Annotated in this window: 20 protein-coding genes; 1 reads left to right on the plus strand and 19 read right to left on the minus strand. The window is 38.4% G+C overall.

Annotated elements, in window-relative coordinates; all coding sequences use genetic code 11:
- Positions 1–6: 6 nt before the first annotated feature.
- The 19 genes from PCY09_RS02165 to PCY09_RS02255 all read right to left on the minus strand — a co-directional run bounded on the left by PCY09_RS02165 (position 7) and on the right by PCY09_RS02255 (position 16221).
- On the minus strand, positions 7–1350 hold the full coding sequence (locus tag PCY09_RS02165; protein WP_061600938.1) for a hypothetical protein: 1344 nt from the start codon (positions 1348–1350) through the stop codon (positions 7–9).
- Positions 1341–1970, minus strand: a complete 630-nt coding sequence (locus tag PCY09_RS02170; RefSeq protein ID WP_041789663.1) for a hypothetical protein — start codon at positions 1968–1970, stop codon at positions 1341–1343. Before PCY09_RS02170 ends, PCY09_RS02165 begins: the two co-directional genes overlap by 10 nt.
- A gap of 126 nt (positions 1971–2096) precedes the next feature.
- On the minus strand, positions 2097–2732 hold the full coding sequence (locus PCY09_RS02175; RefSeq protein WP_061593087.1) for a hypothetical protein: 636 nt from the start codon (positions 2730–2732) through the stop codon (positions 2097–2099).
- 177 nt (positions 2733–2909) lie between these two features.
- Positions 2910–3518 (minus strand): hypothetical protein, encoded by a 609-nt coding sequence (locus PCY09_RS02180; protein ID WP_045773967.1) that lies wholly within the window; start codon positions 3516–3518, stop codon positions 2910–2912.
- Positions 3519–3577: 59 nt separating this feature from the next.
- Entirely contained in the window at positions 3578–4198 is a 621-nt protein-coding gene (locus tag PCY09_RS02185) for a hypothetical protein (protein WP_045773966.1), read from the minus strand.
- Between the two features lie 152 nt (positions 4199–4350).
- On the minus strand, positions 4351–5004 hold the full coding sequence (gene phoU / locus PCY09_RS02190; RefSeq protein WP_045773965.1) for a phosphate signaling complex protein PhoU: 654 nt from the start codon (positions 5002–5004) through the stop codon (positions 4351–4353).
- Between the two features lie 21 nt (positions 5005–5025).
- A complete protein-coding gene (gene pstB / locus PCY09_RS02195) occupies positions 5026–5784 on the minus strand; it encodes a phosphate ABC transporter ATP-binding protein PstB (RefSeq protein WP_012000471.1) in 759 nt (252 codons plus the stop codon).
- 101 nt (positions 5785–5885) lie between these two features.
- A complete protein-coding gene (gene pstB / locus PCY09_RS02200; RefSeq protein WP_008808747.1) occupies positions 5886–6689 on the minus strand; it encodes a phosphate ABC transporter ATP-binding protein PstB in 804 nt (267 codons plus the stop codon).
- A 10-nt stretch (positions 6690–6699) separates the two neighbouring features.
- Positions 6700–7584, minus strand: coding sequence for a phosphate ABC transporter permease PstA (gene pstA, locus PCY09_RS02205; RefSeq protein ID WP_008808748.1), 885 nt, complete (start codon positions 7582–7584; stop codon positions 6700–6702).
- Positions 7574–8491: a phosphate ABC transporter permease subunit PstC gene (pstC, locus tag PCY09_RS02210; protein ID WP_045502786.1), complete on the minus strand. Its 918-nt coding sequence runs from the start codon at positions 8489–8491 to the stop codon at positions 7574–7576. The genes pstA and pstC overlap by 11 nt, the downstream gene beginning before the upstream one ends.
- Positions 8488–9369, minus strand: a complete 882-nt coding sequence (locus PCY09_RS02215) for a phosphate ABC transporter substrate-binding protein PstS family protein (RefSeq protein WP_061601961.1) — start codon at positions 9367–9369, stop codon at positions 8488–8490. Before PCY09_RS02215 ends, pstC begins: the two co-directional genes overlap by 4 nt.
- 96 nt (positions 9370–9465) lie before the next feature.
- A complete protein-coding gene (locus PCY09_RS02220; protein WP_301556691.1) occupies positions 9466–10770 on the minus strand; it encodes an RsmF rRNA methyltransferase first C-terminal domain-containing protein in 1305 nt (434 codons plus the stop codon).
- Complete coding sequence (locus PCY09_RS02225) at positions 10771–11544, minus strand: inositol monophosphatase family protein (RefSeq protein ID WP_061600357.1); 774 nt, start codon at positions 11542–11544, stop codon at positions 10771–10773. It abuts the gene before it with no gap.
- On the minus strand, positions 11534–11812 hold the full coding sequence (locus tag PCY09_RS02230) for a UPF0223 family protein (RefSeq protein ID WP_012000465.1): 279 nt from the start codon (positions 11810–11812) through the stop codon (positions 11534–11536). The genes PCY09_RS02225 and PCY09_RS02230 overlap by 11 nt, the downstream gene beginning before the upstream one ends.
- A 3-nt stretch (positions 11813–11815) precedes the next feature.
- A complete protein-coding gene (locus PCY09_RS02235; protein WP_045773959.1) occupies positions 11816–12217 on the minus strand; it encodes a Spx/MgsR family RNA polymerase-binding regulatory protein in 402 nt (133 codons plus the stop codon).
- An 89-nt stretch (positions 12218–12306) separates the two neighbouring features.
- The gene (locus PCY09_RS02240; protein WP_045773958.1) at positions 12307–13224 is read right to left on the minus strand and encodes a bifunctional riboflavin kinase/FAD synthetase; all 918 of its coding nucleotides are present in this window, start codon (positions 13222–13224) and stop codon (positions 12307–12309) included.
- Between the two features lie 22 nt (positions 13225–13246).
- Positions 13247–14125: a tRNA pseudouridine(55) synthase TruB gene (gene truB / locus PCY09_RS02245; RefSeq protein ID WP_125397024.1), complete on the minus strand. Its 879-nt coding sequence runs from the start codon at positions 14123–14125 to the stop codon at positions 13247–13249.
- A gap of 3 nt (positions 14126–14128) precedes the next feature.
- A complete protein-coding gene (locus tag PCY09_RS02250) occupies positions 14129–14935 on the minus strand; it encodes an alpha/beta fold hydrolase (protein ID WP_125397023.1) in 807 nt (268 codons plus the stop codon).
- A gap of 11 nt (positions 14936–14946) precedes the next feature.
- Positions 14947–16221, minus strand: a complete 1275-nt coding sequence (locus PCY09_RS02255; RefSeq protein WP_125397022.1) for a DUF2130 domain-containing protein — start codon at positions 16219–16221, stop codon at positions 14947–14949.
- 160 nt (positions 16222–16381) lie between these two features.
- Here PCY09_RS02255 and PCY09_RS02260 point away from each other — a divergent pair, with 160 nt between their 5' ends.
- Complete coding sequence (locus PCY09_RS02260; protein WP_012000459.1) at positions 16382–16909, plus strand: hypothetical protein; 528 nt, start codon at positions 16382–16384, stop codon at positions 16907–16909.
- Positions 16910–16921: the final 12 nt, after the last annotated feature.

A 16921-nucleotide genomic window follows, 5' to 3' on the forward strand; every position in this document is an offset into this window, starting at 1 on the left:
TTCCTCCTATTTTTTTGTGAAAATCTGGGCGCCTTTTTGATCAATTGCTACGATATTATCAGCGGCCTTGTTTAAATTGCCAGCAATTTCTGTCATTCTAGTCGTATATGCACTTGCTGAGGCGAGAGTTGAGGTTTCTGTCCCACCATTCCAAGCTTTGGATAATGTCAGTTCAGACAAGAGATCTTCTACTTCTCCAGATGAAAGGTTGTGAGCTAATGTAAAAGCTGCGTTTCTTAGTTCTGAGATGTGCGCCTCTACTTTTGATTTTGCACTTGCTAACTTATCTTTAATCTCTTGCTCGTAGACCTCGGCTTGAAGCTGAGCGGTTTGAGCGCTTGTGCGAACGAGTTCCTCTCTTAAACTAATTATTTTGTCGCCAGAGCTGGTTCTTAAAGAAGCGTGTAGCTCATCAATGTATCCTCTATTTATGGCGATTAAGTCCTGCTTAGAAGGCTCAGGAGCAAAGTCTCCATATTCTTTTAGATACTCAAGAACATAATGTTCAGGATCTTTTTTAGCATAGTCTAATCCAAAATTTGCAGTTACTGGATTTATTTCGTACATTTTTGCTTTACGTTTTGCAATCTTTCTAACTTGCTTTTCGGTCATACCTGAGCAAAAAAGACCATTTTTTTCATACCATTCAAGATCTGGGCTATTACCTTTAATCTTTGGCAAGCCAGCATTATGATGTTTTCCCTCTACGGTAAATACTTTTCCATATGTAATGATACCTCCATGGCCATCCCAACTTGTTAAATCCTTCCCCTGATCACTGTATGAATGTAAGTGTTTATTAAGATAATCAAGTTCTTCATCACTAATACCTCTATAATCAGTCGTATTTTTTTTCAACGAATTCCACGCACCCCAGTCCATGAAATTTGTAATCTTCTGGACTTTCATTTCCGCAGCTACTTTAGCAACTGCTGGTCCAGCTTGACTGAATCCCGACATATTACTAATATCAACTTTTTGTCCTTCTCCAGCCATTTTTTTAGCCTTAGATAATGATTGGTTATAAAACTCACGAACGTCTTTTGTCTGTTCTGTTAATTGATTTCTAGCTAGTATCGCATTAAATACTGACTCTGTAACATGATTATTATTTTCATTATTAGGTGATTGAGTACCAGCAACAACGATAGTAGTTTGACTGTAATCTGGCTTACCTTCCTTATCAAGAGGTGCGACAGCAATAGCTTGGGTGGTTTCGTTGACTTCGTTGATTAAGACATATTTTTGTCCTCCCCTTTTTAACGAAAAATCTTCACCAACATAATGGTTTTTAATTATTTTTAGAACTCTTGTTTGCAATTGCTGTACCTGTTCATCATTCAATGCCATTCCCACTCATTTCCTTTCCTAATTTCTGTATTATAGGCAACTTCTGCTTTTAGACTGCCTTTTTCACTTTTAACCACATCTTTTAGGTGACCAGCATTGACAAGCGCTACAATATTTTCATCCATTGAGGGGTTGATTGTCAATTTAGCTTTTGGAGGCAAGCTTTTGTAATTCGTTATGTCAAGAAATTTACCATCTACATCAATTTCAATCACTTCCTCATCAAATCCATTAAAATCTAACCGTAGATCTCCCAAAAGACCGTAGCTTGCATATCCATGCTTACCAACCTTCCGCCCTAAATAAGCCTTATTCCCATGATTATCATAAATTACGGGAACGATATTAGCATCGAACATAGTCTGTCCATCCCCACCTTGAACAAAAATTGGTGAAAACTCAATTTTACTGACACCAGAGTAATGCTCTTTAATGTAAGTTGCAAGTTGTTCTTCCAACAAACGAAATCCTCGTTTGTAAAGTTTCACTCCTTTGTCGTCTAAAACGTCACTAACATTATATGGAGAGTTTTGGTGTTCGATCCATTTTGTCATACAATATACTCCTCCCGAAATTAAAACTATAAGAACTGCACCGATTGCAAAAATTTTTTTCTTCATCAGTCTCCTCCTTTTGTATTTTGTGAAAACTGTGTAACAGCAACTATATACCTGTATTATAACATAAATACCATTTTATTAACTTTCCATTTTGATTTCAGTGCAGATTTATGACCTTATCTTTCTTTAGTTTTCCCATTCCCTCTCATCCCCTTTTTTTATTTCATCATTATATACCACATCTAAATCAGCGCTTCCTTTTGAATCTTTTTTAACCCCTTCAATCTGTTTATCTTGAACCAAAGCTTCAATATTTTCATCTACTTTATTGCTTACTGTAAGTTTAGCCTCTGGTGGTAAATGCTGAAAATCAGATACATCAATTAACTTTTCATCGCTAGTTCTTAATTCAATTATTTCTTCATCCCAGCCATTAAAATCCATTCTTACATCCCAAACATTATTATAAGTTGGATAAGTAATATCTCCTATTGTTCCACCAAAGTATGCCTTATTTTGATTCTTATCATAAACAGAAAAAACAATATTAGCGCTGAACATAGTCTGTCCATCCCCACCTTGAACAAAAATTGGTGAAAACTCAATTTTACTAACTCCTGAATAGTGTTCTTTGATATAAGTCGCCAGTTGTTCTTCCAACAAACGAAATCCTCGTTTGTAAAGTTTCACTCCTTTGTCGTCTAAAACGTCACTAACATTATATGGAGAGTTTTGATGTTCAATCCATTTTGTCATACAATATACTCCTCCTGAAATTAAAACTACAAAAGCTGCGCCTATTGCAAAAATTTTTTTCTTCATCAGACTCCTCCATTTTATTAATAAACACAAAAAACAATAAATTGGTTACATATATCGTGTCATAATTATGCGAAGAATAATTTTACAGCATTTTCTAAATCATTAAGTTTGAATACTTTTCCCTCGGGTAATCTTACATGACCTTTCGTAAATACTTGTAAGTCTTGGACTTCTTTATCATTCAAGGTCATCCGAAAGAACTCCTTTTTTCATTTCCACGTTATAGTTTATTTCTGCATTAGGACTTCCAACATCTGATTTTTCAACACCCTTTAGCCTGCCTTCTTTTATTAAGGTTTCAAAATTAAAATCAATATCCTTTATTTTCTTCCCTTTTATTTCTTCTGGTAATGATTGTCCATAAGTCACATCTTTAAATTCTCCTGTGTCTGTGCTTAATTCGATATAAGGTTTCCCTGAATAATCAAAACTCAGACGTAAATAACCTATAGTACCATAAGCAGGGTGTTGAAAATTTTTATATAATCCTCCAAATTTTGCTTTATTTCCGTGATAATCATAAATAATTGGAACAATTTCCGCATTCAACATGGAAGAACCATCATCCCCTGTAACATATATTGGAGAAAATTCAATCTTCTTAATACCTTTATAGTGTTCCTTGATATAGGTTGCAATTTGTTCTTCAAGAAGTTGAAATCCATGTTGATAGAGCCTGGTTGTTTTAGGCCCAAAGTTAGGTTTTGTTAGTTTGTTGTATACAAAGATACCCCCTGATACCAAGACTAAAATAAGAGCAAGTGTCGTAAAAATTTTTTTCTTCATAACTTTTTTCCTCTGGGTAGTGATATTAAGAATAACAGTATCGTTTTTCTTTTCAAAGCCTATTTATATTTCCAATATTCTCCTCTTTCAATTTCAAGGTTATAATTTATTTTTGCTTTCGGACTTCCACCATCACTTTTGATGATATTTTTCAACTGACCATCTTTTACCAAAGCATCAATGTTATCGTCTGTTCCTTTAATTGGAGGTGTTAATTTCGCTTCTTCCGGTAAAGTTTTAGCATTACTTACATCTATTTCAACTCCTAAACCCTTTCCGGAATCTTCTAATTCAATAATTTCATTATCATTGTGATCAAAATTTAAAAGTAATCCTGAGAGTATTCCATAAGAAGGATAACCAGTTTTCCCGATTTGTCCTCCTAAAACGGCTCTATTTCCCTCATCATCATAGATTACTGGCAGGACGTCCGCTGTGAATGGAGGATTGTCCTTACCACCTTGGATGAAAATAGGCGAGAATTCTATTTTAGAGATTCCTGAGTAGTTTTCTTTGATATATGTTCCAATCTGTTCTTCCAACAAACGAAAACCATGTTTGATGATTTTTTCTTCCTTCTGATCTAAACCTGTTGAACTGTGAAATTGAGTCATATAAACAAAGCCAGCTGAAAGCAAAATAAGCAAGATACTGATAATAACTAAAAATTTTTTCTTCATTTTTGTCTCCTAAATTCTTTGCTATGAAAATATTGCCTTTCGTGTATTCTACTAGTGTATCATAGTCAAGCTTAAGATCCAATGAAAAACAGACCTCTTATATAGCTTCATATATAAAAAAAGACGCGATATAAATCGCATCTTTTATAACATTACATTTCAACAATTTTACCTGTTTCGAAGTAGACAACCCATTCGCAAATGTTCTTTGCGTAGTCGCCAATACGTTCCAAATAATTGATTACTTGGAAATAATCACGACCAGTTACGATGGATTCAGGATTCTTACGAATTTCTTCTGTTGCTAACTCCTGAATATTTTCGAAATAATGATTAATCTTTTCATCTAAAGCAGCCACTTCATAAGCTTGATCTACACTTCCATTAAGGTAAAGATCCAAGGCTGATTCAACAAAGTTTTTCACATCTCGACCCATCTTCTTGATTTCTTCCTCGACAGACTGAATGCGAATTTCACCTTTCATACGAATGGTTGCCTTAGCAATAGATACAGCATGATCACCCATTCTTTCCAAGTCTGAACTTGCTTTTAGAACGGTGATAACTGTCCGTAAGTCTTGTGAAACTGGTTGCTGCAATGCAATAATCTCTAAGGATTTCTTTTCCAATTTCACTTCGTATTCATTGACTTCAGCATCTTCCTCGATAACTTCCTTAGCCATATCTCGATCATGTGTTACAAAAGCACGGACTGTCCGATTGATTTGCGAAAGTACTTCATTTCCCATCGCATAAAATTGATTATGCAATTTCTCTAAATCTTCTTCAAATTGTACACGAAGCATACCTGTCTTTATCCTTTCTACTTATCCAAATTTACCAGTAATATAATCTTCTGTCTCTTTATGAGCAGGCTCTAGGAACATTTGCTTGGTCGAATTAAATTCTATCAAATCTCCACCTAGGAAAAAGGCTGTTTTATCTGAAATCCGTGAAGCCTGTTGCATAGAGCGAGTGACCAAGAGCATGGTATACTGATCTTTCAAACCGTAGAGGGTTTCTTCAATTTTCCCTGCTGAAATGGGGTCTAAGGCCGAAGTTGGCTCATCCAGAAGAATGATTTTAGGGCTTGTAGCAAGTACACGTGCTACACAGACACGTTGCTGTTGCCCACCAGAGAGACCGATAGCCGAATCATGTAAACGGTCCTTTACTTCATCCCAGATAGAAGCACCTTTTAAAGAGCTCTCAACAGCTTCATCCAAGATATGCTTATCTTTAACCCCATTAATTCTCAATCCATAGACCACATTCTCATAGATAGTCATTGGGAAAGGATTGGGTTGTTGAAAGACCATACCGATTTCTTTTCGCAGCTCTACAGTATCAGTCCTAGGCCCATAAATGTTGTGTTCATTATAAAGAACCGTTCCTGTAGTCGTCACCTCTGGATTAAGATCACCCATACGATTAATAGCTTTTAAAAGGGTTGATTTCCCGGAACCGGATGGTCCAATCAAAGCTGTAATTTCATTTGGCAAAAAATCTAGAGTAACACTATTCAGAGCCTTCTTTTTATTGTAATAAACCGACAAGTCCTTGACTTGTAAAATAGGTTCTGTCATTTTTTCTATCCTTAATTTTTTTGATGAGTTAGTAAAGAAAAGCAAGTTTTTTAGTATATGTATTAACTCCCTTATCTCAATCTCACTTAAAATAAACAAACTTAACCAAAGTGTCCTGATACATAATCATTCGTAGACTGGAGTTTAGCATTCTGGAAGATATTAGTCGTCTTATCATATTCAATCAAATCTCCCAAATAGAAAAATCCAGTATAGTCGCTTGCGCGTGCTGCCTGTTGCATATTGTGGGTCACAATGATGATGGTATAGTTATTTTTGAGTTCAAACATAGTTTCTTCCAGCTGCATGGTCGCGATAGGATCCAAGGCTGAAGCAGGCTCATCCATCAGTAAGATATCAGGCTTGACAGAGATAGCTCGAGCAATACACAAGCGCTGTTGTTGACCACCTGAGAGTGTCAGAGCCGACTTGTGTAAATCGTCCTTGACCTGATCCCAAAGGGCCGCCTGCTTGAGTGAAGTTTCTACAATCTCGTCCAAGACTTTCTTGTCCTTAACCCCTGCCCGCTCGTGAGCAAAGGTGATGTTTCGATAAATGGACTTAGCAAAAGGATTGGGTCTTTGAAAGACCATGCCAATGTGTTTCCGCATTTCATAAACATTAATTTCAGGACGGTTGACATCAATCCCCTCATAGAGAATTTCTCCTGTTACGCTTGCGATATCGATGGTATCATTCATTCGATTAAGGCTTCGTAGATAGGTTGATTTCCCGGAACCTGATGGACCGATTAAAGCGGTAATCTTATTTTTTTCAAACTGCATATCAATGCCCTTGATGGATTCTTTTTTACCATAGTAAACGTGTAAATCCTTGGTCTCTAAGGCCACTTTTTCTTGAGGAAAAGTAATGATATGTTTTTCATTCCAATTATATTCTGTCATTTCTTCTCCTTTATGCAGAGGTTAGTTTCTTATGTAAATAGCTACCGAGCTTGCGAGCACCAAAGTTGAAAATCAATATGAAAATCAAAAGAACGGCTGCTGACCCAGCAGATACAGCTGTTGCATCCGGAATGGTCCCCTCACTATTGACTTTCCAAATATGAACCGCAAGAGTCTCTGCCTGACGGAAAATAGAGATTGGACTAGTGATACTAAAGATGTTCCAGTTGGACCAATCCAAAGCTGGAGCGGATTGACCAGCGGTATAGATCAAGGCTGCAGCTTCACCAAAGATACGTCCTGAAGCCAAAACAATCCCTGTCACAATCCCTGGGAGAGCTTCTGGAATAACTACGTGAATCACTGTCTCCCAACGAGAAATCCCTAAAGCTAGTCCTGCTTCCCTCTGTGTATGGTGAACATGGCGCAAGCTATCTTCAACATTACGCGTCATCTGTGGTAAGTTGAACACGGTCAAAGCCAGGGCACCAGAAATGATTGAAAATCCATATTCAAACTGTACAACGAAGATTAAATAACCAAAAAGTCCGACAACGACTGATGGCAAAGAAGACAGAATCTCAATACAGGTTCTGATAAAATTGGTCACAGGACCTTTTTTAGCGTACTCAGAAAGATAGACACCAGCCCCCATAGAAAGAGGAACAGAGATAATCAGAGTAATCACCAAAAGAAAGAAGGAATTGTATAGCTGAATCCCAATACCACCACCAGCTTGATAAGAAGATGATTTGCCAGTCAAGAAAGACCATGAGATATGTGGCAATCCTCTTACCAAGATATAAAGAATCAAGGAGGCAAGAATGGTCACAATAATACCTGCTATGGTATAGAGAATGCTCGTTGCTAATTTATCTAATTTCTTAGCGTGCATAGTTTTTCTTACCCCTTTCTTTCGTAATCAATTTAATCACACTGTTGAAGGCCAAGCTCATAATCAAAAGAACTAAAGCCAATGACCAAAGAACATTATTATCAACTGTACCCATAACAGTATTTCCGATTCCCATGGTCAAGACAGATGTCAGAGTTGCTGCTGGTGTTGTTAAAGAAGTTGGGACTACTGCAGAGTTACCAACAACCATTTGAATGGCAAGTGCTTCACCAAATGCGCGCGCCATTCCAAAGACTACAGCTGTAAAAATTCCAGGCCGAGCTGCTTTCAAGGTTACTCGCCAAATTGTCTGCCAGCGGGTAGCACCCATGGCCAAACTGGCTTCACGATAGTGACGAGGTACAGCACGTAAGCTATCTGTTGTCATAAAAGTAACGGTTGGCAGAATCATGACAAATAAAACGAAGATACCTGACAAGATACCAAAACCAGTTCCACCAAAAATAGAACGTACAAATGGTACAACTACTTGCAAACCAATAAATCCATACACAACAGAAGGAATACCAACTAAAAGTTCAATAGCAGGTTGTAATATTTTAGCTCCTTTTGGAGATACCTCAGTCATAAACACTGCTGCTCCAATCGCAAAAGGTGTTGCAATCACAGCAGATAGGATGGTTACGATGAAAGATCCTAAAATCATTGGCAAAGCACCAAATTCTTTACCAGAAGGATTCCAGGTTGAGCCAAAGAGAAACTCAAAGACATTAACTCCGTTGACAAAGAAAGTAGAAAGACCTTTTTGAGCAACGAAGATCAAGATCATAGCAACGATAATGACAATCAAAGACAGACAAGCAAAAGTCAGATACTTACCAAACTTCTCCAAACGAGAATTCTTAGAAGATGATAGCAATTTCTTAGCTAGTTCTTCACGTTTCATTTCTTATCTCCTTCTATCTTTGTGACATTGCCGTCAGCATCCTTGCTAACTCTCATATCATTGATGGAAATATAGCCCATTCCCTTAACAACGCCTTCTTGAACTTCATCTGAAAGCATATAATCCAGGAATTCTTTTGCTAAACCTTTCGGCTTACCAAGTGTATACATATGCTCATAAGACCAAAGAGGCCAAGCATTTGTGGCTACATTTTTTGTAGTCGGTTTATTTCCATTCAAACTAATCGTTTTTACTGAATGATCTAAATAAGCAAAAGCTAGATAAGAAATTGCCCCTGGTGTTTGGGAAACAATAGACTTAACCATCCCATTTGAATCTTGCTCTTGACTTTGAACGGCTGAAGTGCCACCCATAATTACACTATCAAAGGTTGCACGTGAGCCTGAGCTGGCTGCTCGGTTGATAATGGAAATTTCTAAGTCCTTACCACCTACCTGCTTCCAGTTAGTGTATTCACCTGAAAAGATTTTTTTCAGTTGCTCTGTCGTAAGGTTATCAACGCTGACTTCTTTGTTGACAATTACGGCTAGTCCAGCGACAGCAACCTTATGATCAACAAGAGCTGAAGCATCAATTCCCTCTTTTTCTTCAGCGAAAACGTCAGAATTTCCGATTTCAACCGCTCCAGATTGAACCTGAGACAAGCCAGTTCCAGAACCACCGCCCTGTACATTGACTGTCTTTCCGAGATTGTTGGAGCTAAATTCATCAGCTGCAGCCTCAACCAGGGGCTGTAATGCAGTTGAACCTACGGCTGTCATGGATTCTCCACGATCAATCCAAGAAGCACAGGCTGATAAAGTAAAACTACTAAAAATGGTTATCAGCCCTAAAGCTATTTTCTTACTCGTTCTCAAATTATATCTCCTTTTAGTTTGGACAGAAAAGCCTGCAATTTCGCATTTGCTCCTCATTTCCAACTATATCATATATATAGATTTTTGAAAAGATTTTTACCTAAAGCGAAGCCCTTTAGGAAAATAGTTTTTTAATGTTTGATTAGCTAATTTTGCAAAACCTAATCCATTTCCATGAATAATCAATTGATACCAACCATTAGGAAGAGATTCCTTAATTTGAAGAGTTTCTCCTCCTACATAGACTTCAAAGTCTTGTTGACTTAATTCTAGTTTATTCTTAACTTCACTAGGTTGCAAGGCTAATCCTAAAGCAAAGCTTGGCTCAAAGCGCTTCTTCTTAAAGGTACCTAAATGAAGGCCGTTACGAGCTATTTTTACTTTGGATAAATCAGGAAGACCAAGTGGTAATAGATAAAGTTGATCACCAAAAGTTTGTAAATCACCTTTTAGCTCTACTTTCAAATGCTCTTTTTGGAAAATCTGCCAAAGACTTCTCTGGTCAGCAGTTAAATTTGATCGAGCAGGCTTCAACTTTGGTAATTTGTGTTCGCCAACAAATCGAAACTTAGCGACAAATTGCCCTTCTCCTTTGAAACGATGAGGATACATACGAGCTGTTTCTGGATAGTCTATCCCAGGAGTCATTCCATTAATCTTTGGAAGGTCAACCAATTCCAAAGGGAATTCGTCTAGTAGCCAAGCCACAATTTCTTCATTTTCTTCTGGAGCCCAGGTACAAGTTGAATAGACAAGCTCCCCGCAATTCGCCAACATCTTAACTGCATCTTCTAAGATTTCTCTTTGTAGAGCAGCGCATTGAGCTGGATAGTCAAGTGACCAATAGTCCATGGCATCAGGTTGCTTGCGAAACATTCCCTCACCAGAACATGGTGCGTCTAAAACAATTAAGTCAAAATAGGAAGGAAATACTTTTGCCAAGCGCTCCGCTGATTCGTTGGTGACAAGGACATTTCTCGCACCAAATCGTTCGATATTTTCTACTAAAATCTTAGAGCGTTTGCTGTTGATTTCATTGGAAACCAATAGACCTGTATTATTTAGATAGGATAGCAAATGAGTGGATTTTCCACCTGGTGCTGCAGCTAGATCTAGAACCCTCATGCCCTCATGAGGATGAGCAACTTGAGCAACCATTTGAGACGCAGGCTCTTGTGAATAAATCAGGCCTGTTACGTGTTCAGGTGATTTTCCTGATACCTTACCATAATACCCCCACTTGGTTTCAGGAATAGGATTAGAAAATGTAACTCGCCCTTCTTTCAAAGGATTGGTCCGAAAAGCGGAAATAGGCTCTTGATCAAAAGTTGAGAAAAAAGAAGTGGCTTCTTTTCCTAAAAGTCGCTGGTATTTTTCTTCAAAACCTGTCGGAAACCGCATTTAATTCTCTCCTCTGCGATAAATATATTCTTGTAGTTCAGATATTTTTTCTTTAGGAAGCATCATAATCCCTTGTCTCGTCTTATAATCGGGTTTAGCTCCATCAAGAGTCATTACTTGATAGCCTAGTTTTTCCCCTAAAATTGACGCTGCAGCATAGTCCCAAGGATAAAGATAGGTGATATAGGTTAGCAAACGCCCCTGTAGAATACGACTGAAGCTAATAGCCGCACTTCCATAGGCACGCGCTCCAAGACAGTCCTTCGTAAGGTCTGCTACTCCCCAGTCATTTCTTTCTAACATTCCAGCATTTGAAGCGATCAAAAAACGTTTCAAAGGGTGATTGCGAAATGGTTTCAAGACTTTATCATTACATTTGACATCAAACTGTCCACCGCCGTGATACATTTCATCTCTCATAACGTCATAGATAATCCCAAATTGTCCAATACCGTTCTCATAGTATGCAACCATCACTGCAAAGTCATAACCCTGTGCCACGAAATTAGCCGTGCCATCAATTGGATCGATTACCCAGACTGCGCCAACTTCTATATCTTCTTTGAGTTGACCTTCTTCAGCGAAAATAGCATCATTCGGGTAATGCTTTAAGATTTCAGATACCAATAAAGCCTGAACATTTTTATCCATCTGAGTTACCAAGTCAGTTGCACAAGTCTTTTCTTCTACTTCCAAGCCTTCTTCCATATGTTCCAATATATAGGCACCAGCTTTGTATACCAAATCTTTAGCAAAAGCAAATTTATTTTCCAAGAGAAATCATTCCTTTCTCTGTATTTTTAGCTGCTTGAACTGCACGATAAAGAGAATAGCCACTAACCGATTCAAACTCACGGCCAATTCTTTTCTCTTCAGCCTTGCTGGGAACAACTTCCTTAAAGACAGCATAAGAGCCCAGTAACTGCTGAGCAGAGACTTTTGACTCATAGGCCTTTTCAACATCATTCAAAAAAGAAAGCACTGAAGCAAGCTCTTCAGTGCTCCACGATAAATCTAGTGGGTAACTATAGTTCTTATTCATATCTTATTCAATTTCAGCTCGTAAAGTAGCTTCTCTAAGTTCCTGTTGACGATAACTGCGAGGTAAAAACGCTCGAATTTCATCTTCGTTAAAACCAATCTGCATCCGTTTGGCGTCCAAAATAATTGGACGACGCAACAAAGAAGGGTTTTCCTCAATCAATTTAATTAATTCTGATATAGATAAACTCTCAACATCCAAGTCTAGCTTTTGAAAAATTTTTGATCGAGTTGAGATAATATCGTCCGTTCCATTTTCTGTCAGTGATAGGATGTGTTGTAACTCCTGAGCTGATAGAGGACTGGTCATGATATTATGTTCCACGAAAGGAACTTCATGGTTTAGCAACCAAGCACGCGCCTTACGGCAAGACGTACAACTCGGTGATAAAAATAATGTAATCATGCGCTTCTCTTCTTATTTCTTAATAACTTCCTCTATTATACTAAAAATATAAGCACTTGACTAGACCTTTTTATATCCAGATACTTCTTTTATGCTTTCCAGGAACGTGCAATGGCTTCATCTGATTTTAACTGATTGAGTAAACTTTCAATTCCATCAAACTTCACCATATCCCGAATTTTATCAAGCCAGTATATTTTAATCGTATCACCATAAATATCTCTTGAAAAATCAAAAATGTTTGCTTCAAAACGAAGTTCATCACCTTCAAAAGTGACATTCTTTCCAACGCTTGCCATTCCTTTGTAACGTTTACCATTATGTTCAACTTCGACGACATAAACACCGTCTCCCGGCAAAAAGACTCGATCAAGTGGTGCTAAATTAGCTGTTGGATAACCAATAGTCCGACCACGAGCATTTCCGTGGACTACAATTCCCCTAGTTGATAATGGATAGCCTAGTAATTTTGTAGCGTCAGCAACACGACCCTCTTTAATGGCTTGACGTATCCGAGTAGAGGAAATTTTCTTATCATCTTCATTTACCGATGAAACGATAACAATTTGGCCATCAAAATACTGACTAAGTTCCTCGGCTTCTTTTTTGTCTGATCCAAAATGATAGTCAAATCCTGCTACAACAGCTTTAGCTTTCAGTCTTTTAACGTACTTTTCAAAAAAATCTTCTGCTTTATTTCCTGCAAAACAGCTAGTAAAGTCAATCAAATAGAGATAGTCAACTCCTTGTGCTTCAAGTAGTTGCTCTCTTTCTTCAGGACTGTTGAGATGAAGTAATAAATCAGGCTGGTAACGCACAAAAGCTAGCTTGGGAGATTCAGGAAAAGTAAGCACAGCGATCTTCAGTTTTTTTTCTGCTGCAATCTGACGTGCCTCGGCAAAAAGGGCTTGGTGCCCCCTGTGTAAACCATCAAAATAACCTAAAACTAAGACAGTATCCTGAGTTTGTTGGATATCTTTGTCATTTGAAATATGGATTGTTTTCATTCTTATATTCTATCATAAATTATCAGAGAAAGACCTTGCGAGGCTTGAACTGGTCCTTTCTTTTTTCTAAAATAGCTACCAGCTTTTCTCCATAAAAACCAGCTAGCTCAGCTTCATCTGATATCAAGCTGATAAAACGGCCATTTCTCACATCTTCAAGCTGCTCGTCTGATAGCTCGACTTTCAGTAAATCCCCGATACCCAGTTCTAGCGGCTGGAGAAAAGAATAATCTTCTTCTGCTACTCGCTCTGTTATTTGTTCCAAGGTCAAAGCATCCTCAAGTCGCATACCTGCAGCACTAGTCCGTGTCAAATGTGACATATGAGCCGCATAACCAAGCTTCTCTCCTAAATCAACAGAAAGAGTACGGATATATGTACCCTTACTGCATTTTACACGAAAGGTAAAACGAGCAAGTTGGCCCTCATAAGAAATCGGACTTGTCCGCTCAAATTGATAAATAGTTACCTGGCGTTCTGGACGTTTCACTTCCTGACCAGCACGCGCATACTCATAGAGCTTGCGACCATTGACTTTGACAGCCGAGTACATAGGCGGAATCTGTGTGATAGGCCCAGTCAGACTAGCAATCGCTTCATCGACAAGCTTTTCATCCAAGGGCGACAAAACAGAAGTCTCTGCGACCACTTCCCCACTAGCATCCTCGGTCGTTGTTGAATAGCCAAGGGTTATCTCACCCTCATAGACCTTGCCCTCATCCTGCATAAACTCGACCAAACGCGTCGCCTTGCCAACTGCAATAGGCAAAACACCTACCACATCTGGATCCAAGGTTCCTCCATGACCGATTTTCTTGGTTTTTAAAATTTTGCGCAGCTTAAAAACCGCATCGTGCGAGGTCATTCCCGCTTCTTTCTTTAAGTTGATAATACCGTTCATTGATTAACTTTCTAAAAATACTAAAACACTCTTTTGGAAATTCTTATGCTGTTCATAGAGTGCATGGCCACACTCTGGCAAAATAGTGAGCTGGCTACCTTTAACATGCTGATGCAATTCAACCGAAGCTTCTATACCTAGAACATCATCTTTTTCCGCTCCAATGATTAGCGTAGGACAGTTGATTTTTTCCAAAACAGTTAGGCTATCATGTTTCAAACAAGATACAGACTGAATAGCAATACGTTGTTTATCTTTAATGCGACCAAAGATTCCCATTATTTGATAAAGGTATTTAAACTTTCCAAAGGATTTAGTTGTGTAAGAGTGACTAGCCATATCAAACATTAGTTCTTTATAAGTCCCTGTTTGACTCAGGTTCAGCCAGTGTCTAATACGCCCCATGCCAAGATCACTAAGTTTTGCAGTTGTAACAGCCAAAATCAATCTTTCAACTTTTTCTGGAAAATCTACAACTAGCCATTGAGCAATCATGCCACCCTGGGAAATCCCCATAACAGCAGAACTTTTTAGCCCTAAAACACCCATACCTTCCGCTACATCAGCAGCCATATTTCGTGTTGTATAATTTTCTGGAAGTTTGTTGATACGACTAAAAACATAAACTTTATAAACCTTGGCAAATTCTCGGTAAGTTAAAGCTAGCATTTGAGCCATGCCCTTAACTGTCTGTAATCCATCCCCCAACCCTGGTATGATAACGAGAGACTTCTTTCCTTTACCAAAGGTTACATAATCCATGCTTTTCTGATCTAGTTGAAGGGCCTTATTTTTCGAAGAGTAAAACATTATTTTCTTCCTCACTCTCCCTTCAATGCTTCAAACTTCGCTTTCATGGTTGGATTTTTTCGTGTAAGTTTTTTGACTGAGACATCTTCCAACTTGTTGTTGGCGAGGCGTAGTTGGTTTTCGGATGTGGTTAGGAACTTCTTGACCTCTTCCATACGTTTTATGGCTTTGTCAATTTCGTCAATGGCTTTGCCAAAATTGGTCGAAGCGGAGTTGTAGTTCTTAGCAAAGGCTTGCTTAAAGGCATCCAAGTCTTCCTCAAAGTGGGTGATATCGATATTCTGCTCACGAACCAAGGCCAACTCCTGTTTATATTTCAAAGAGTTTAGTGCAGCATTACGCAAGAGACCAATCAACTGAATAAAGAATTGTGGGCGAACCACATACATCTTTTCATACTCGTGGCTGACATCAACAATCCCTGTGTTAAAGTAGTCGTTATCTGCTTCTAACATAGTAACCAAAACGGCATACTCACAGTTCTTTTCGCGACGGTCCTTGTCCAATTCTTTGTAAAAATCCGCATTCTTATGCTTCTTCTCAGTTCCATCCGCTTCATTTTTCATCTCAAACATGATGGAAATGATTTCGACCCCATTTTCATCACACTCACGGAAGATAAAGTCCCCTTTTGACCCACGCGAGGAGACCTTATTATCCTTCTCAAAGTAAGCATTTGGAAAAGCAAAGCTCCGAACCTTGTTAAACTCACTCTCTGCATACTGTTCCAGACTTTCACCGATAGCTTTTGTGGATTGTTGGGCTTTGAAATTCTTGTAAAATTCGACTTGTTCACTGGCTGCCTTGAGCTGGGCTTCGTAATTTTGTTTGACGGAAGCTAGAGACAACTCGTTTTCCTTTTCTTGCAAGAGAAGCTGATTTTTGACCTGGTCTCGTTCTTTTTCTAGGTCAGAGAGGGTCTTTTGCAGTTGATTTTCATGCTCTAAACGTAAGGTAGCCAATTGGTTTTCCAAGGCCTGTACTTCCTTGTCCTTGGCCAATAAAGCCTCATGGCTTGTCTGCTCTATTTCTTTCCTAGCGAGTTCTTTTTGTGTATCAAAGTTTTGGATTTGACTCTGCAATTGAGCGATTTCTTGGTCTTTTTGAGCTAGTTTAGACTGTTGCTCATTCATGGCCTTCTGCTCAGCCAAGGCCAGTTCCTGCTTCATCCGATCATGCAGTTCCTTATCAAACTCAGCCGTTCTCACTTGGGATAAGAGTTCTGCATACTGACTTTCATTTACTGTAAAGACTTTCCCACAGTTGGGACATTTGATTTCGTTCATGGATTATCCTCTTTCATGAAAATTCTCCATTATATTATACCATTCCTTGTTATAAATGAAAAACTCGGGCTAATTCTCTAAGGCTTGCTTCAAATTCCCCTTGACTTGTTTGATAAAACAGTGTACTATACTACTGTATATACACATAAAGGAGATTATAATGAAAATTAAATCTAAAAATCAATTTTTAACCATAACCGCTTTGCTCACAGCCTTAGCAATTGCCATTCCTATGGTTATGCCCTTAAAAATTGTCATCCCCCCTGCTTCTTATACGTTGGGGAGCCACGTCGCCATCTTTCTGGCTATGTTTATCTCGCCTCTAATGACTGTGATTGTCATTTTAGGATCTACTTATGGTTTTTTGATAGCTGGTTATCCATTTGTAATTGTCCTACGTGCTTTCTCTCATATTGTATTCGGTACCCTTGGGGCTATCTACTTGAAGAAAGCTCCCGAAACCTTAAATAATCCAATTAAGAAGTGGATTTTCAATATTGTAATGGCCATTATCCACGCATTAGGGGAAGTGGTGGTCTGCGTTATTTTTTACAGCTCCACTGCTTATCCAAGTGGTAATCTTTTCTATTTATTGTTTATCTTGGTTGGCTTTGGTACTATTATTCACAGTATCGTAGACTTTCTGATTTCCGATTTTATTTTCCAAGCTTTGAAAAAAATTAGATAAGCCTTGCAACTT

Source organism: Streptococcus sp. SG2 (assembly GCF_030439925.1).
In the GTDB taxonomy this organism is placed as follows: Bacteria; Bacillota; Bacilli; order Lactobacillales; family Streptococcaceae; genus Streptococcus; species Streptococcus gordonii.

Bases quoted from the DNA above. Each gene is read 5' to 3' on its own strand.
- PCY09_RS02165 (WP_061600938.1), bottom strand. From the start codon at position 1,350: ATGGCATTGAATGATGAACAGGTACAGCAATTGCAAACAAGAGTTCTA.
- PCY09_RS02170 (WP_041789663.1), bottom strand. From the start codon at position 1,970: ATGAAGAAAAAAATTTTTGCAATCGGTGCAGTTCTTATAGTTTTAATT.
- PCY09_RS02175 (WP_061593087.1), bottom strand. From the start codon at position 2,732: ATGAAGAAAAAAATTTTTGCAATAGGCGCAGCTTTTGTAGTTTTAATT.
- PCY09_RS02180 (WP_045773967.1), bottom strand. From the start codon at position 3,518: ATGAAGAAAAAAATTTTTACGACACTTGCTCTTATTTTAGTCTTGGTA.
- PCY09_RS02185 (WP_045773966.1), bottom strand. From the start codon at position 4,198: ATGAAGAAAAAATTTTTAGTTATTATCAGTATCTTGCTTATTTTGCTT.
- phoU (WP_045773965.1), bottom strand. From the start codon at position 5,004: ATGCTTCGTGTACAATTTGAAGAAGATTTAGAGAAATTGCATAATCAA.
- pstB (WP_012000471.1), bottom strand. From the start codon at position 5,784: ATGACAGAACCTATTTTACAAGTCAAGGACTTGTCGGTTTATTACAAT.
- pstB (WP_008808747.1), bottom strand. From the start codon at position 6,689: ATGACAGAATATAATTGGAATGAAAAACATATCATTACTTTTCCTCAA.
- pstA (WP_008808748.1), bottom strand. From the start codon at position 7,584: ATGCACGCTAAGAAATTAGATAAATTAGCAACGAGCATTCTCTATACC.
- pstC (WP_045502786.1), bottom strand. From the start codon at position 8,491: ATGAAACGTGAAGAACTAGCTAAGAAATTGCTATCATCTTCTAAGAAT.
- PCY09_RS02220 (WP_301556691.1), bottom strand. From the start codon at position 10,770: ATGCGGTTTCCGACAGGTTTTGAAGAAAAATACCAGCGACTTTTAGGA.
- PCY09_RS02230 (WP_012000465.1), bottom strand. From the start codon at position 11,812: ATGAATAAGAACTATAGTTACCCACTAGATTTATCGTGGAGCACTGAA.
- PCY09_RS02235 (WP_045773959.1), bottom strand. From the start codon at position 12,217: ATGATTACATTATTTTTATCACCGAGTTGTACGTCTTGCCGTAAGGCG.
- PCY09_RS02240 (WP_045773958.1), bottom strand. From the start codon at position 13,224: ATGAAAACAATCCATATTTCAAATGACAAAGATATCCAACAAACTCAG.
- truB (WP_125397024.1), bottom strand. From the start codon at position 14,125: ATGAACGGTATTATCAACTTAAAGAAAGAAGCGGGAATGACCTCGCAC.
- PCY09_RS02250 (WP_125397023.1), bottom strand. From the start codon at position 14,935: ATGTTTTACTCTTCGAAAAATAAGGCCCTTCAACTAGATCAGAAAAGC.
- PCY09_RS02255 (WP_125397022.1), bottom strand. From the start codon at position 16,221: ATGAACGAAATCAAATGTCCCAACTGTGGGAAAGTCTTTACAGTAAAT.
- PCY09_RS02260 (WP_012000459.1), top strand. From the start codon at position 16,382: ATGAAAATTAAATCTAAAAATCAATTTTTAACCATAACCGCTTTGCTC.